Raw genomic sequence first — 15,018 nt, 5'->3', positions numbered from 1 at the left:
GACGGCAATCCGCACCGCGAGACCACCGTGAGCGACGGCCGGACCGGCCAGCCGTCGCTCACGGTGGCAATCCGCACCGCAAGACCACCGTGAACGACGGCCGGACCGGCTGGCCGTCGCCCAGGACGGTAGTCCGCGCCGGAAGGGCCGCGGTCAGGCCTGCGGCAGAACGCGGGCGATCTTGATCGACGACGTCGACGCCCCCGCCGCCGGGTAGGCCACACTGCCGTCGGCGTACGCCTTGAACGCCTGGTACGAGTGGTCCTTGACCGCGATGCTCAACCGGCTGCCGACCGCCTTGCCGGTGCCCGCGTCGTACACCTGCGCCGCGATGCCCGACCCCGACTGCCAGGACAGCAGCATCCGCCCGGAGCCGTAGGACACCAGGTGCGGGTGCTGCGACCCGGCGCCGGTGCTGATCGTCGACGTCGACTTCCCGGTGGTGAACTTCTCCAGCCGCACCTTGCCGCCCTGGCTCCAGGCCGTCCAGTACCCCTTGGTCTTGGCCAGCACCAGATCACCACCGAACAGCGTGCCGTCACAGGTCCCGGCCGCGACCGTGCGGTACGGGTTCGGCTGCGCGATCCGGCACGAGTTGTCGGTGGCGCAGACCGTGACGAAGCGCTTGGTCCGCGGATCCCACACGATCCGTGACGTCCACGCGTGACTGCAACCGACCTCGAACGCGTCCTTGTGCCCGGAGACCAGGTTCCCGCTCGCGTTGACGACCTGCATCCGGTCGCCCTCGTGGATGTCGACGCAGTTGCCGTTCTTCACCGTGATCGCGACACCGAAGTAGGCGGCCCAGTCCGAGCCGTTGGTCGCGAGCCGCCCGTGGTGCTGGTACCACCAGATGAACCGGGCCCCGTCGTCGTAGCCGGTCTTCCCGCCGGTCAGGTTGGTGACCTGCCGTTCCCACACCAGCTTGCCGTTGTTGTCGAATCGGACCATGTGCATCGTGTTGCACGGGCTGGAGGCTCCGCCGCAGAGGGCGCCGCCACCACAGTTGCCCTTGCGGGTCAGGAGCAGGACCCCGCCCTTGGCGTCGGCCTGCACGTCCTGCAGGTCGATGCCGGTGAAGCTGGTGGGGGTGCCGACCAGCTTGTCGTCGCAGCCCAGCCGGCCCAGGTAGACCTTGCCGTTCGTGCCGAGCCAGGCCAGCCACGACCCGCCGTCGGGCCGGGCGGCGAGCGCCATCGGCAGGTTCTCGGTGTCACCCTCGTTGCCGTAACCGGCGACCTTCGACGGCAACGACACCTGGGTCACCTTCACCGCCGGGGCGGCCGACACCTTGCGCGCGCACCCACCGGCCACTGCGGCGGTGGCTTTCGGAGCGGCGGAGGCGGGCGCGGAAGCCGACGGCGCGACAGCCCCGCCGGACGGGACCGCGCCACCGGAGGCCGCCGCGGCCGACGGCAGCGACTGCCCCGCCACCTCGACCTGCTGCCCGGGCGCCGGGTCAACGGCCTCCTCGGTGGAAGTCGCCGAGCACGCGGCCAGGGCGACGACGGCCACCGCCGCCGCGATCACCGTCCTGGTTGCCCGCCATCCCGCCAGTGGTTTCATCGTGTTCTCCTGAGGTCCGAACGTCCTTGCACCGGGTATGGCGGGCCGGCCCGCGCCGGCATAACAGGAAACCGGAGAAAGTTTTCCGGCTGGAACGCACGGGCGGAACAGCACCCCGGCTCGTAACAGGAATCCGGGGAGACGAATCTCAAACCGCCGGGAGGGGTATCCGGGCGGTACCCTCCCTGACGCCATGACCACCACAGAACAGATCCCCACCGACGTCGTAGTGGCCGCCCGCTCCGGGGACCGCAAGGCGCTGAACGCGCTCGTCACCGATCACCTGCCGCTGGTCTACAACTTCGTCGGCCGGATGCTCGGCCGGCACGCGGATGTCGACGACGTGGTGCAGGAGACGATGCTGCGCGCCGTGCGGGACCTGCCGGCGCTGCGTGAACCGGACCGGTTCCGGCCGTGGCTCATGGCGATCGCCCGGCACCAGGTCACCGAACGTCACCGTTCCCGGCACACGGTGGCGAGCCGGACGACACCTTTCGACGAGGAGTCGCAGGAGCCGGACCCCGACTTCGCGGGCGTGACGGCGCTGCGGCTCGACCTGTCCACCCAGCGGCGGCAGACGGCCGAGGCGACGCTCTGGCTCGACGACGATCACCGCGAGACCCTGGCGCTGTGGTGGCTGGAGGCGGCCGGCGCGCTGACCAGGGCCGAGGTCGCCGAGTCGATGGGGCTGTCGGTGGCGCACGCCGGGGTCCGGATCCAGCGCATGCGGGAACAGCTCGACCTGGCCCGTACCATCGTGGTCGCTCTGGCCGCCCCCGACCGCTGCCCGGACCTGACCGCGGCGCTGGCCGGCTGGGATGACGTGCCGGGCAGCCTGTGGCGCAAGCGGATCGCCCGCCACCTGCGCGAATGCGACGTGTGCGGCGGAGCCGGCCGGTCGCTCGTGCCGACCGAGCGGCTGCTCGCGGGCGCCGCCCTGATCGCCGTCCCGATCGACCTGAAGTCGCGGATCGCCACGCTGACCAGCACCTCGCCGGCGAGCGCCGTCCCGGTCGGGAAGCTGGTGGCGGCCGGTTCGGTGGTCGTCACGGCGGTGGCCGCGCTGCTGTTGTTCATCGATCGTGATCCGGAGCCACCGCCCCCGGTCGTGGCGGCCGCTCCCCCGTCGGCCGTGGCCGCGCCGAGCGCCACCCCGTCGCCGTCACCGTCCGTGGCGAAGAAGGCGATCACCACGACGACGATCACTCTGCCGGTTCCGTTCGCGTACCGGATCGGTGGTTACAGCGGCAAGCAGCACAGCCGCCGGACACCGTTCGCGGTCGCGCCGAACGGGACCGCGTGGCTCGCCTGGCTGGCCGCCGATGGCGCAAACGTGCACGTCACCCCACTCGGCAAGGATCTGAAGCGAAGTGGTGACGACGTCGTGGTGCCGGGCCGGGAGGCGAGCGGCCTGATCGCCCACGACGACGGTTTCGCTCTGCTGACCCGGCGCGCCGACCCGAACGGCAACACGTTCGGTGACAGCGGTGCCTATCTGATCCGTTACCGCGGCGGGAAGCAGGCGTGGTCGTCGGTGCTGACCGACGCCGCCACGTCGACGCCGATGCTGGTCGGTGATCTGGCCTGGAACGGCACGGTCTACGGGGCGTACTTCGCGGTCCGTGACGAGTCCGGGCACTTCGGTGACCGGCTCTCCTACCGCGACGCCGGCGGCAGCCCGGTCTCCGGCGGCTGGACCTGGGGTTGCAGCCACAACACCGGCATCGCGCTGGCCGCCGAGAAGAAGCTTCCGTTCGCGTCGGTCTGCGCCAACGACTGGAAGGACGGCCTGTTCCTCAACACCGGCATCGGCTTTCCCCGCCCCGGCGCGGCCCGTCTCGACCATGAGGAATGCGTGGCGGGTTACTGTGGCGAGCCGTTCGGCGGCGACGGGGGCAGTTACAGCAACCTGGTGCGGTTCGCCGACGGGAGGTATCTGCTCGCCTGGCAGTCGCGCGGCTGGTCCAGGACCTCCCCCGACCCGGCCGACGACTACGGGTATCTGGTGACCGCCCGCTGGAAGAACCACAACGTCGCGGTCACCTCCCTCAGCGACAAGAACTCCGCCGCCACACCCCTGACGACCGACCCGTCGACGCGCGCGATCCGCTATCTGACCAGCACCGCGGCGTCCGATCACGTCAACGTCCGGATCGGCCGGTTCGGGACGAACGCGTTCGTCGTCTGGGATCAGGTGGCGGTCAGCGGTTGCAGCGCCGGCGTCTGCGACGGTCGCTACACCGGCACCTACGGCCAGGTCCTGACCGCGGCGGGCGTCCCGTCCGGCAAGGCCCGCAAACTGGACGTCCAGGTCGGCGGTGATCTCGTGCCCCTGGCCGACGGCACGCTGGCCTGGCCGTTCGTCGACAAGACCCCGGATTACCGCAGCCGCGGCAAGGCCTCACCGACCACGAAAACGATCACGATAGCCGTCATGACAAGCTAAATCCCCATTTGGTACGACCTACCGAAGGCACCGTGGCGGCCCCGCGAGGTGGCTGCCTGCTACCGACCGAAACGCGACCGCCGGGCTGATGCGGCCCAAGCTGCCTCTCACCGCCGTGTCGCGGGCGCTGACGTAACGGTGGGAGCCGGCCGCGGTGGCCGGTCAGGGCTGTAGCTGGTCGCGGCGGCGGGTCAGGTAGGCGGTCTCCGCGGTGTTGCCGGCCAGCGCGATGGCGCGGTCGTAGGCGTCGCGGGCCGGTGCGCTGAGCCCGATCCGGCGCAGCAGCTCGGCCCGGGTGGCGTGGAACGCGTGATACCTGTCCAGCCGTTCCCCGAGCCGGTCGACGGCGGCCAGCGCCACCTCGGGCCCGTCCAGTTCGGCCACCGCGACGGCCCGGTTCAGTGCCACGATCGGCGACGGGTCCAGCCGGACCAGGTGGTCGTAGAGGGCGACGATCTGCCCCCAGTCGGTGTCCCGGACGTCACGGGCCGAGGTGTGCACCGCGTTGATCGCGGCCAGAATCTGATAGCGCCCCGGCGCCACCCCGGACGCCAGCCGCTCCCGGACGAGCCGGTGCCCTTCGGCGATCAGCCCGGCGTCCCACGCCCCACGGTCCTGCTCAGCCAGCGAGACGAGTTCCCCGGCCGCCACCCGGGCCGTCCGCCGGGCCTCGGTGAGCAGCATCAGCGCGAGCAGACCGGCCACCTCACCGTCGTCCGGAAGCAGACCACGGATCAGCCGGGCCAGCCGGACGGCCTCGGTGGTCAGCTCCTGCCGTACCGGATCGGTGTCTGGCCCGGAAGCGAGATATCCCTCGTTGAAGACCAGGTAGAGCACCGCGAGGACACCCGAGACCCGCCCCGGGAGGTCGTCCGCCGACGGCACCCGGTAGGGGATGCGCGCCGCTTTGATCTTGGCTTTGGCCCGGGTGATCCGCTGTCCCATGGCCGCCTCCTGGACGAGGAACGCCCGCGCGATCTCCGGCATGCTCAGCCCGCCGACCATCCGAAGCGTCAGCGCGACCCGCGACTCCATGGCGAGCGCCGGATGACAGCAGGTGAAGATCAGCCGGAGGCGTTCGTCGTCGATCGCGCCGAGCGGCTCGGGCGGGTCGCCGTCGTACATCATCCGGGCCTCCCGCTGTTTGTCGTCGCGTTTGAGCTCCCGCCGGATCCGATCGATGGCCTTACGGTTCGCGGTGGTGGTCAGCCAGGCGCCCGGGCTGGGCGGCACGCCATCGGCCGGCCACCGTTCGACGGCCGTCGCGAACGCCTCGGCGGCCGCCTCCTCGGCCACGTCGAGATCACCGAACCGCCTGGTCAGGCCGGCGACGATCCGCGCCCACTCGGCGTGGTGGGCGCGGGCGACCGCCTCGTGGACGTCGCTGGTCACAGGAAGGGCCGCACCTCGACGCGCCGGTTGCAGGCCTTCGATCCGGCGGCCGCGAGTTTCAGGGCCACGTCCAGATCGGGCGCTTCGAACACCCAGAACCCGGCGAGGAACTCCTTCGTCTCGACGAACGGCCCGTCGGTGAGGACCGGCTCCGGGCCGCGGCCGTCGATGACGGTGGCGGTCGCGGGATGGGCCAGCCCACCGGCGAAGACCCAGTGCCCGTCCGCCTGCGCCTGCTCGTTGAACGCGTCGATGGCGGCCATCTCGCTCTCCGTACCAGAGTTGCTCTTGTCATCGATGACCGAGACCAGATACTGCATGCCGACCTCCCGTGGTTCCCGCTTTCCCCTGCTACGAACGCCGCGACCTCGATCCGACACCAACCCCGGGATTTCCCGGCCGGAATCCCGGGTACCCCTGCGTCCGTGACCCAGTTGGATGACCAGACGATCGCGTACGCCCATCGCATGTTCGACCTGGCCCGCTTCGGTGACGGCCCCGAGCTGATCGCCAACGTCAACGCCGGGCTGCCACCGAACCTGACCAACGACAAGGGTGACACCCTGCTGATCCTGGCCGCCTACCACGACCACCCGGAGACGGTCGCCGCGCTGCTGGAGCACGGCGCCGACCCGAACCGGGTGAACGACCGGGGCCAGACCGCCCTGTCGGCGGCGGTGTTCCGGCAGAACCCGATCACCGTGCAGGCGCTGCTGCGGGCCGGCGCCGACCCGGCCGCCAGCGGCCCGTCCGCGCTGGCCATGGCCGACTACTTCCGCCTGCCGGAGATGGCCGCCCTGCTGCGTTAGCTGTGGTGCGGGCGGCGTCAGCTGTGGTGCGGGCGGCTTTAGCTGTTGTGTGGGCGGCGGGCCACCACGAGCAGGTGGGTGGTGGGCCAGTCGACCGGGGTGCCGTCGAGTTCGGTCAGGGCGGCGACCGGGGCGATCCGGTTGTCGACGATCCAGTCGTTGCGGATCGGGGCCGAAGCCGGATCCAGCTCGAAACCCACCTCGGCCAGCAGGCCGGACCACTCGGCGAAGGACAGCCCGCAGAACTGCTCCTTCGTCTCGGACAGCCAGTTGTCGACGTAGTCCTTGCGGGTCAGGAAGTCCATCGCCGCGCCCAGTTCCAGGCGGACCGTGTCGTCGCCAACGGCCTCGAACGTGAACGGGAACGCGAAGTCGGCCGCGAACTGGTCCAGCCGGGCCCGGGTGGAGAGGCCTTCCACGTACCGCTTGATCTGCCCGGAATCGAGAGTGTCCAGGTCACGCCGCGGGCCGGCGGGGTTGTCGCCGTCGCCGGTGGCCAGGCGCAGCAGCACCGTCCGGCGGCGGTCGTCGGGCCCGCACACGTCGCTGTTGATCCAGACGCCGCCGGGCGCGGTGTGGTCGAAGATGCGGCCGGCGAACTGGCGCAGGGATTCGCGCTGCCGGCCGTACGACCAGATCTCGTGGGTCAGCGCGAAGGTGAGCGTGGTGTCCACCGACCGGTCCGCGAAGATCGCGCCGCCGAGGACGTTGCGCTGGTAGAAGTACACATTGGCGTTGCGGAAGACGCCCTGGGCCTTCTTGTGCACGCACTCGGAGTACAGGTGGCGGGCCACCTCGACGCCGATCAGGTCGCTCTCGTGCAGGCCCGGCTCACGGTCGGCGAGTTCCAGGACGGCCCCGGCGCCGCAGCCGATGTCGACGATCCGGCCGGGCCGCACGTGCCGGCGAACCGCGGTCCACTTGCGGTCGGCGGCGTCGGCGAAGGCCTCCACGTACGTCCGGTAGTCGCGGGTCGCGGTCAGCCCGCCCTCGTCGCCGACGAGCGGGTCGTTGACGACGGTCCGGACCGTGTCGGCCAGCCGGTAACGATCGAACACGTCGACGGTCGCCGGGTGGGCGAGTTTGCGCCACTCTTCGTCACCGGCGGCCAGCCGCAACAGCACGTCCCAGGGGCGTTCCGGCGCGGTACGCAACTCCGGATCCGCCTCGACCAGCGCGATCGGGAAGCCCAGCCGCTCGTAGAGTTTCGCGACCTCGGGCGTGGAGCAGGCGACCACGGTGTCGTCCGGGGTGAGCTCGATCCCGGTGGCCACCGCGATGCTCTTGAGCGTCACGTCGGCGAACGCGTCGGTGGGCGCGGTGTCGAAGACCGGCACGACGAGCGAGCGCAGGCCGCTGACCAGGCTGAACCGTTCGATGGCGGCCTCTCGCCGGTGGTACGGGACGGGATTGCGCCGGGTGTTGTCGTGGTTGGCCGAGGTCACCGCCCACACGATGGTGGCTCCGCTGTCGGCGGCGAGCCGGTGCAGATATTCGGCCTGGAACCGGGTCAGCAGGTGGTGGCGGCCGGGAAACAGCACGAAGTCGATGTGGATCACCCCATGGCTTTGACGACCTCGGAGCATACCGGCCCGCACGGCTCCCGGCGGGCGAAGCGGAAGACGGATCGTAACTTCCAATAATTCTCGGTAGCTGTCCGTCATGGCTGGCGTGCCACTTCTGCTACCCACCACGTCTTGACATCCACGTTTGCCGCTCCATATTTTGAGCGACATCTTCCGGAAACACTCCGAAACTTTCGATAGTGATGAGGTGGGCTTCGTGGCACCCAGAAAAACCCTTGCGATGGCCGTCGCGGTGGCACTGAGCGCCCTGGGCATGGGCGCCTGCACCGACGACAGCCCGCCCGACGGCAGCGGTGGCGGCAACGTCGAGATGCAGCTCTGGCACAACGCCACGACCGGCCCGGGCAAGGCGTTCTGGGAGAAGACGGTCGCGGACTTCCAGACCGCGCACCCGACCGTCAAGATCAAGATCCAGCAGGTGCAGAACGAGGACCTCGACGGCAAGCTCCAGACCGCGCTGAACTCGGGCTCCGCGCCGGACATCTTCCTCCAGCGCGGCGGCGGCAAGATGGCCGCGATGGTCGAGGCCGGCCAGCTCAAGGACATCACCGCGGACATCACCGACGCGACCAAGCAGGCGGTCGGCGAGGCGGCCCTCAAGACCGGGCAGGTCGACGGGAAGGCGTACTCCGTACCCGTCTCGATCCTGCCCGGGGGTCTCTGGTATTCGAAGGACGTGTTCGCGAAGGCCGGCGTCACCGCCCCGCCGACCACCCTCGAGGAGCTGAACGCGGCGGTCACCAAGCTCAAGGCCAACGGCACGCCGATCGCGCTCGGCGCCAAGGACGCCTGGCCGGCCGCCCACTGGTACTACTTCTTCGCCCTGCGCGCGTGCAGCCCGGCCGCGCTCGACGCCGCCGCCAAGGACAAGACCTTCACCGATGCGTGCTGGACCAAGGCCGGTGAGGACCTCAAGGCGTTCGCCGACACAAAGCCGTTCAACGAGGGCTTCCTGACCACCTCGGCGCAGCAGGGCGCGGGCAGCTCGGCCGGCCTGGTCGCCAACTACAAGGCGAGCATGGAGCTGATGGGCGCCTGGGACCCGGGTGTCATCGCCTCCCTGACCAAGGACACCAAGCCGCTGCCCGACCTGGGCTACTTCCCGTTCCCGGCGGTGCCGGGCGGCCAGGGCGACCCGGCCGCGATCATGGGTGGCGCGGACGGCTACTCCTGCTCGGCGCAGGCGCCCAAGGAGTGCGCCGACTTCCTCAACTACATCCTCACCAAGGACGTGCAGGAGGGCTACTACAAGGCGTTCAACGCGCTGCCGGTCAGCAAGGACGCGCAGAGCGCGGTCACCGAGGACTACCTGAAGGCGGTTCTGGACGCCTACAACAAGGCGCCGTACGTGTCCCAGTGGCTCGACACCATCTACGGCCAGAACGTCGGCAACGCCCTGAACGTCGGTGTGGTGAACCTGCTGGCCGGCAAGGGTGACGTCGCCGGGATCATCCAGGCCGTCAACGACGCGGCCAAGAAGGGCTGAGTGGGTTGGTCTCCCTGAGCACCCGAGTCCGGGACGGGGGTGGCGTCGCGGCGCCGCCCCCGGCCCGGCCCCGCCGGCGTGGCATCGGCTGGGCGCAGCGCCTCGAGATCGCGGCGCTGTCCGGCCCGGCCGTCCTGATGTTCCTCGGCTTCGTGATCACCCCGGTGGTGATGGCCGCCTACTACGGCTTCTACCGGTGGAAGGGGTTCGGGCCGCCGACGAACTTCGTCGGGCTCGACAACTACGTCACCATCCTCCAGGACAAGCTGTTCCACGAGGCGCTCTGGCACAACGCCCAGATCGTGGTGCTGTCGCTGGTCCTCCAGGGCCCGATCGCGCTCGGCCTGGCGCTGCTGCTCAACCGGCGGATGCGTGGCCAGTCGCTGATCCGGGTGCTGATCTTCGTGCCGTACGTGATCTCCGAAGTGATCGTCGGGACGGCCTGGGCGCTGCTGCTGCAGACCGAGGGCGCGGTCAACGGGGTCCTGCGGTCGATCGGCCTGGACGGGCTGGCCAACGACTGGCTGGCCGATCCGGAACTGGCCATCTGGACCCTGATGCTGATCCTGACCTGGAAGTACGTCGGGTTCGCGGTGATCCTGTTCCTGGCCGGCATGCAGAACATCCCGGAGGAACTGTCCGAGGCCGCCGCGATGGACGGCGCCTCCTACTGGCAGACCCAGCGGCGGATCACCCTGCCGCTGCTCGGGCCGACCATCCGGATCTGGGCCTTCCTGTCGATCATCGGCGCACTACAGCTGTTCGATCTGGTCTACATCATCTGGGGCCAGTACGTCGCGTCGACCGCCGGCACCTCGACCATGGCGACGTACATGGTCACCGAGGGCCGCAACGCCGGCAACTACGGGTACGGCAACGCGGTAGCGGTCGTGCTCTTCTTCATCTCGATGATCATCGCGCTCGTGTACCAGCGGTTCGTGCTGCGCCGGGACACCCTCTCCGAAGGACGGTAACGATGGCCACCCAGACCCGGCAGGGCAATCCGGTGGTCTATGTCGCCGCCCTCGCGCTGATCGGACTGATGCTCGGGCCGGTCCTCTACATCATCGTCGGCGGGTTCCGGACCAACTCGCAGATCACCACCGACCCGGCCGGGCTGCCCGACCCGTGGGTGCCGGGCAACTACACCGACGTGCTGGCCAGTGCGACCTTCTGGCGGCAGGTCGGCAACTCGACGATCGCCGCCGCGGTCACCACCGCCGGTGTCGTCGTGCTCGGGGTGATGGCCAGTTACGTGCTGGCCCGCTACCGGTTCCGGGGCCGGGGAGCGATGTACGCGCTGTTCGCGGCCGGCCTGATGTTCCCGGTGACGGTCGCAATCACCCCGCTGTACATCCTGATCAAGAACCTCGGCCTGGTGAACACGCTGCCCGGCGTCATCCTCCCGCAGATCGCGTTCGGGCTGCCCACCACGATCATCATCCTGGTGCCGTTCCTGCAGGCGATCCCGCGCGAGATCGAGGAGGCGGCCGCGATCGACCAGTGCAGCCGGCTCGGGTTCTTCTGGCGGATGGTCCTGCCACTGTCGGTCCCGGGACTCATCACCACCGGCATCCTGGCGTTCATCAGCAGCTGGAACTCGTACCTGCTGCCGCTGTTCATCCTCAACGACCAGGACGCGTTCACGCTGCCGCTGGGGGTGCAGGCGTTCGCGTCGCAGTACTCGGTGGACACCGCGAAGGTGCTCGCGTTCACGTCGCTGTCGATGATCCCGGCACTGGTGTTCTTCAGCCTGTTCGAGCGCCGGATCGTCGGCGGCCTGACCGGGGCGGTGAAGGGCTGAACAGTCAATCCTGACCGGTATTGTTGATCCATGACCACCTCGGCCCGGGGCCTTGAGTCCCGCTCGCGGATCCTCGACGCCGCGGTCACCTGCCTGCTGCGTGACGGCTACGCCCGGACCAGCACCATGTCGATCCAGGCCGAGGCGGGCATGTCGCGCGGGCGGATGCTGCACCAGTTCCCCTCCAAGGAGGAGCTGCTGGTCGCGGCGGCGCACCACATCTTCGCCGCGCAACTGGAGGCGCCGGTGCCGGGCCCGCTCACCTCGCGGATCGCCGAGGTGTCCGGGCCCGGCGAGCGGATCGCCGTGGTCGTCGACTGTCTGTGGGCCAGTTTCCAGGAGCCGAGCTTCTGGGCGGCGACCGAGTTGTGGGTCGCCGCCCGGACCGAGCCGGCGCTGGCCGAGGCGATCGCGCCGGCCGAGCGGCGGCTCGGCCGGGCCATCCGCGAGCGGATGGACCAGCTCTTCGGCCCCGATCTGGTCGCGCGCCCCCTCTACCTTCCGGTCCGGCCGGTGCTTTTCACGAGCATGCGGGGTACGGCACTGAGCTACGCCTTCGACATCCGGGACCCACGGACCGAGCCGATGCTGGAGCACTGGAACGAGATAGCCCGCCACGCCCTCCTCTCCTGACCTCCTCCCTCTCCACCTCCCCTCGCGCCGCCCCCTCCTCCCGCCATTCCTCGATCTTGTGGACTTCCGCGAGACAGGCGTGCCGGAAGTCAACAAGATCGCGGGGGGATGCGGAAACAGACAGTCTTGACTGTTTCTGCAGCCTCGCGCGAGACTCGGCATGGCCTGCCGCACTCCGAAAGGGACTCACCGTGAGACTGACCCGCAACGACGTCGCGCTCGTCACCGGTGGCGCGTCCGGCCTCGGCCTGGCCACCGTGCAGGCGCTCGCCGCCGAGGGTGCGCAGGTGGTGATCGTCGACCTGCCGTCGTCGGACGGCAAGACGGTCGCCGAAAGCGTCGGCGGCATCTTCGCCCCGGCCGACGTGACCAGCGAGGAGTCGGTGACCTCCGCCCTCGACGCCGCCGACTCGCTCGGGCAGCTGCGGGTCGTGGTCAACTGCGCCGGCATCGGCACCGCCGCCCGGGTGGTCGGCAAGAACGGCCCGTTCCCGCTCGAGGAGTACCGCCGCACCATCGAGGTCAACCTGATCGGCACGTTCAACGTGATCCGCCTGGCCGCCATCCGCATCGCCCGCGCCGAACCGGTCGACGGCGAACGCGGCGTCATCGTCAACACGGCCTCGGTGGCGGCGTTCGACGGACAGATCGGCCAGGCCGCCTACTCCGCGTCGAAGGGCGGCGTGGCCGCGATGACGCTGCCGATCGCCCGCGAGTTCGCCCAGTCCCTGATCCGGGTGGTGACGATCGCCCCGGGCCTGTTCGAGACGCCGATGCTGGCCGGGCTCCCCGAGGACGCGAAGGCTTCACTGGGCGCCCAGGTCCCGCACCCGGCCCGCCTGGGCAAGCCGTCCGAGTTCGCCGACCTGGCCCTGTCGATCATCCACAACCCGATGCTGAACGGCGAGACCATCCGCCTGGACGGCGCCATCCGGATGGCCCCGCGCTGACCGCCGCCGCCCTTCCGCACCGCTGAAGACCGCCAGCCGTCGCCCAGCACGGTATTCAGGCCGCCGAAAGAACGGTGAGCGACGGCCGGCAGTCTCCCGAACCCCCGAGCCGTCGCCCAGCACGGTAATCAGAGCACCGAAAGAGCGGTGAGCGACGGCCGACGAACTCCCGACCCCCCAGCCGTCGCCCAACACGGTAATCAGAGCCCCAAAAAGGCGGTGAGCGACGGCTGGCAGTCTCCCGACCCCCCCCAGCCGTCGCTCAGCACGGTAATCAGAGCACCGAAAGGTCGCTGGGCGACGGCTGACGGTCTGTTTGGCCGGCCGGGACCAGAACCGATTCGGCCACGGCGGGGTCCAGGGTGCCGTCGCGCTTGATGATGGTTGCCCATTCGCGGGCCAGGGCGTCGGCTGCCTTGCGGCCTCGGACCTTGCGGCGGATGGCGGGGCGTTCAGTGGGGTCGTTGAGTTCGTAGGCGACGACCGTCCAGCGGCCGGTGAGGAAACGGAACGGCCACATCACCGCTGTGGCCAGCAGGAACACGATGATCTTGGCCAGCCAGAAGAACGGGACGAACAGAATCAGCAGGATGAGGCACTCCGACTCCAGGCCGTGGAGATGGAACAGCGATTCGCCGGTGGGGCCGCCTCCGATCCACACCCCACGGCGGCGGCCGACCCGCCAGTGCACCCACTGACCGGACGGGTCTCGGCACAGGATCTTCATGAATTCATGATGATCGACGGGGTCAACCGGCAGCGGACAGTCGGCCCTCCTCGCGGGCCCGGGCCAGCATCGACCTGAGGTGACGGCGGCGGAGGCGCCAGGCGAGCATCAGGAGCGCGGCGGCCGCGACGACCAGGAGCTGGGGCCACGGCATCACCCAGGTGGTGAGGGTGGCGGTCGCCGGTGGGGCGCCGGGCGGGGTCAGGGTCACCGTGGTGCGCAGGCGGCCCAGGCCCCACACTCCGTCGATCCGGGCCGACACCGGGCGGGCGCCGCCGGGCAGCAGCTCACCCGCCGTGACCGGGACCGTCCGGGTTCCGGCCAGGGAGGAGACCGCGGCAGTGCCGGGTATGTCGAGACGTACGTTTCCGGTGTTCGCCGTGGTCCAGGCGACCTCGACGGTGCCCGGCCGGAACGGGTTCCACGTCCGGGCGTACCGCATGGTGATCTTGTCGGCGGTGACCGACGGCTGGAGGGTGCCGGATGCGCGCAGCAGCAACCGGAAGCCGACCCGGCTTTCGATCTGGACCGTGCCCTGCCGGCCGGCGATGGACGCGGCGATGCCGGCCGGATGGTCACCGGGGGTGACACCTACCGGAGCAGTGATCAGAAACGGAACCACCGCGGTCTGGCCGGCGGCGACTGTGACCGACGCAGGGACGCTCACCCACGTGCCGCCACCGACCGACCGCTGATCGGAGGGCAGCATGTTGAAGCGGCCCTTGGCGGTCAGGTAACCGTCGGCGGCACTGAGCGTGAACACCGCTGACGTCTTGCCGAGGTTGCGGACGGCGAGGTGCTCGGTGACCTGCCCGCCGGGGTCGAGGGTCTGCTCGATCCAGCGGCGGCCGTCCGGCCCGGCCGCCGACGCGGGCTGAACCGTCCAGGTCACGGTGGTGGGCGCGGCCGCCGCCGGCGCCGCCGGAAGCAGCAGGGCCAGGGCGGCGAGAACGACGGCGGCACGGCGCACGGCAGGTGTCCTTACTCGAACAGGGACAGGGTGAGGGTGGACCGGTAGGAGCCGGCGGCCACGTCGGCGGGGGCACGCAGGGTGAGGTCGGCGTTGACGGTGTACGCGCCGCCGGTCACCTCGGCCGAGTCGTAGGTGGACACGAGCAGCTCCTGGTCGACAAGGCCGACGTTGTTACCGGGCTGGGTGGGCTGATCGAGAACGGTCACCACCTCCTCACCTTCGGAGACCAGGCCGGTGTTGCCGCCGTTCAGGAGGCGCGGTTTCCAACCGAGGTGGGCGGCGCTGATCGGAGCCTGCCCGGCGGTTCCGGTGAAGTCACTGGAACTGCCGAGAACAGCCCACGCGGCGCCGGCCGGGATCTCGGCGGCGGTGCGGGTGTCGGTCACGGTGACCGTCGGCAGGGTGCCGGTGAACTGGCGTACCAGCAGGTCGGAGCCGTTCTCCGTCAATGCGACGGAGTTGCCGGCGACGGTGAGGGCGAGGACGCCCGGCTCCTCGATCTCGGTGATGTCGACGGTGACCTGGACCTGGGCGGGGTCACCCGGGTCGGCGGATGCGACGGCTGGGACAGCGGCGACGAAGATCGAGCATGCGGCGGCCACGCTCAGCCGGGAAATGGCTTTCAACTATTCCTCCTCGACAATGC

General features: G+C 70.0%; 14 protein-coding genes. 7 read left to right on the top strand and 7 right to left on the bottom strand.

The window, feature by feature from the left end:
* Positions 1 to 153: 153 nt before the first annotated feature.
* A complete protein-coding gene (locus AB0E94_RS44525) occupies positions 154 to 1,566 on the bottom strand; it encodes a hypothetical protein (RefSeq protein ID WP_360339894.1) in 1,413 nt (470 codons plus the stop codon).
* A gap of 193 nt (positions 1,567 to 1,759) precedes the next feature.
* Between AB0E94_RS44525 and AB0E94_RS44520 the strand changes: the two genes are divergently transcribed.
* On the top strand, positions 1,760 to 4,012 hold the full coding sequence (locus AB0E94_RS44520; protein WP_360339891.1) for an RNA polymerase sigma factor: 2,253 nt from the start codon (positions 1,760 to 1,762) through the stop codon (positions 4,010 to 4,012).
* Positions 4,013 to 4,174: 162 nt separating this feature from the next.
* On the opposite strand, the gene AB0E94_RS44515 is transcribed toward AB0E94_RS44520, so the two are convergent.
* Positions 4,175 to 5,404 (bottom strand): DUF6596 domain-containing protein, encoded by a 1,230-nt coding sequence (locus AB0E94_RS44515; RefSeq protein ID WP_360339888.1) that lies wholly within the window; start codon positions 5,402 to 5,404, stop codon positions 4,175 to 4,177.
* On the bottom strand, positions 5,401 to 5,724 hold the full coding sequence (locus AB0E94_RS44510; RefSeq protein WP_360339885.1) for a YciI family protein: 324 nt from the start codon (positions 5,722 to 5,724) through the stop codon (positions 5,401 to 5,403). Before AB0E94_RS44510 ends, AB0E94_RS44515 begins: the two co-directional genes overlap by 4 nt.
* Before the next feature lie 105 nt (positions 5,725 to 5,829).
* On the opposite strand from AB0E94_RS44510, the gene AB0E94_RS44505 reads away from it, so the two are divergent.
* Positions 5,830 to 6,213: an ankyrin repeat domain-containing protein gene (locus AB0E94_RS44505; RefSeq protein ID WP_360339882.1), complete on the top strand. Its 384-nt coding sequence runs from the start codon at positions 5,830 to 5,832 to the stop codon at positions 6,211 to 6,213.
* 38 nt (positions 6,214 to 6,251) lie between these two features.
* Here the strand turns inward: AB0E94_RS44505 and AB0E94_RS44500 are convergent, their stop codons facing one another.
* Complete coding sequence (locus tag AB0E94_RS44500) at positions 6,252 to 7,772, bottom strand: class I SAM-dependent methyltransferase (protein WP_360339879.1); 1,521 nt, start codon at positions 7,770 to 7,772, stop codon at positions 6,252 to 6,254.
* Between the two features lie 223 nt (positions 7,773 to 7,995).
* On the opposite strand from AB0E94_RS44500, the gene AB0E94_RS44495 reads away from it, so the two are divergent.
* The 5 genes from AB0E94_RS44495 (at position 7,996) to AB0E94_RS44475 (ending at position 12,672) form a co-directional block, all read left to right on the top strand.
* Positions 7,996 to 9,285 (top strand): extracellular solute-binding protein, encoded by a 1,290-nt coding sequence (locus tag AB0E94_RS44495; protein WP_360339876.1) that lies wholly within the window; start codon positions 7,996 to 7,998, stop codon positions 9,283 to 9,285.
* Between the two features lie 5 nt (positions 9,286 to 9,290).
* Positions 9,291 to 10,259: a sugar ABC transporter permease gene (locus tag AB0E94_RS44490; protein WP_360339873.1), complete on the top strand. Its 969-nt coding sequence runs from the start codon at positions 9,291 to 9,293 to the stop codon at positions 10,257 to 10,259.
* A gap of 2 nt (positions 10,260 to 10,261) precedes the next feature.
* Positions 10,262 to 11,089 (top strand): carbohydrate ABC transporter permease, encoded by an 828-nt coding sequence (locus tag AB0E94_RS44485; protein WP_360339870.1) that lies wholly within the window; start codon positions 10,262 to 10,264, stop codon positions 11,087 to 11,089.
* Between the two features lie 30 nt (positions 11,090 to 11,119).
* A complete protein-coding gene (locus AB0E94_RS44480; RefSeq protein WP_360339867.1) occupies positions 11,120 to 11,722 on the top strand; it encodes a TetR/AcrR family transcriptional regulator in 603 nt (200 codons plus the stop codon).
* A 191-nt stretch (positions 11,723 to 11,913) separates the two neighbouring features.
* Positions 11,914 to 12,672, top strand: coding sequence for a 3-hydroxyacyl-CoA dehydrogenase (locus tag AB0E94_RS44475; RefSeq protein ID WP_360339864.1), 759 nt, complete (start codon positions 11,914 to 11,916; stop codon positions 12,670 to 12,672).
* A 274-nt stretch (positions 12,673 to 12,946) separates the two neighbouring features.
* Here the strand turns inward: AB0E94_RS44475 and AB0E94_RS44470 are convergent, their stop codons facing one another.
* The 3 genes from AB0E94_RS44470 to AB0E94_RS44460 are packed head-to-tail and all read right to left on the bottom strand — an operon-like array spanning position 12,947 to position 14,989.
* Complete coding sequence (locus AB0E94_RS44470) at positions 12,947 to 13,399, bottom strand: hypothetical protein (RefSeq protein ID WP_360339861.1); 453 nt, start codon at positions 13,397 to 13,399, stop codon at positions 12,947 to 12,949.
* Positions 13,400 to 13,421: 22 nt separating this feature from the next.
* On the bottom strand, positions 13,422 to 14,369 hold the full coding sequence (locus AB0E94_RS44465) for a hypothetical protein (RefSeq protein ID WP_360339858.1): 948 nt from the start codon (positions 14,367 to 14,369) through the stop codon (positions 13,422 to 13,424).
* Positions 14,370 to 14,380: 11 nt separating this feature from the next.
* A complete protein-coding gene (locus AB0E94_RS44460) occupies positions 14,381 to 14,989 on the bottom strand; it encodes a hypothetical protein (protein WP_360339954.1) in 609 nt (202 codons plus the stop codon).
* Positions 14,990 to 15,018 lie beyond the last annotated feature (29 nt).

This window comes from Actinoplanes sp. NPDC026670 (genome assembly GCF_040638175.1).
In the GTDB taxonomy this organism is placed as follows: domain Bacteria; phylum Actinomycetota; class Actinomycetes; order Mycobacteriales; family Micromonosporaceae; genus Actinoplanes.
This window is presented reverse-complemented; position numbering and strand designations above follow the sequence as displayed.

Bases quoted from the DNA above. Each gene is read 5' to 3' on its own strand.
- AB0E94_RS44525 (WP_360339894.1), bottom strand. From the start codon at position 1,566: ATGAAACCACTGGCGGGATGGCGGGCAACCAGGACGGTGATCGCGGCG.
- AB0E94_RS44520 (WP_360339891.1), top strand. From the start codon at position 1,760: ATGACCACCACAGAACAGATCCCCACCGACGTCGTAGTGGCCGCCCGC.
- AB0E94_RS44510 (WP_360339885.1), bottom strand. From the start codon at position 5,724: ATGCAGTATCTGGTCTCGGTCATCGATGACAAGAGCAACTCTGGTACG.
- AB0E94_RS44485 (WP_360339870.1), top strand. From the start codon at position 10,262: ATGGCCACCCAGACCCGGCAGGGCAATCCGGTGGTCTATGTCGCCGCC.
- AB0E94_RS44480 (WP_360339867.1), top strand. From the start codon at position 11,120: ATGACCACCTCGGCCCGGGGCCTTGAGTCCCGCTCGCGGATCCTCGAC.
- AB0E94_RS44470 (WP_360339861.1), bottom strand. From the start codon at position 13,399: ATGAAGATCCTGTGCCGAGACCCGTCCGGTCAGTGGGTGCACTGGCGG.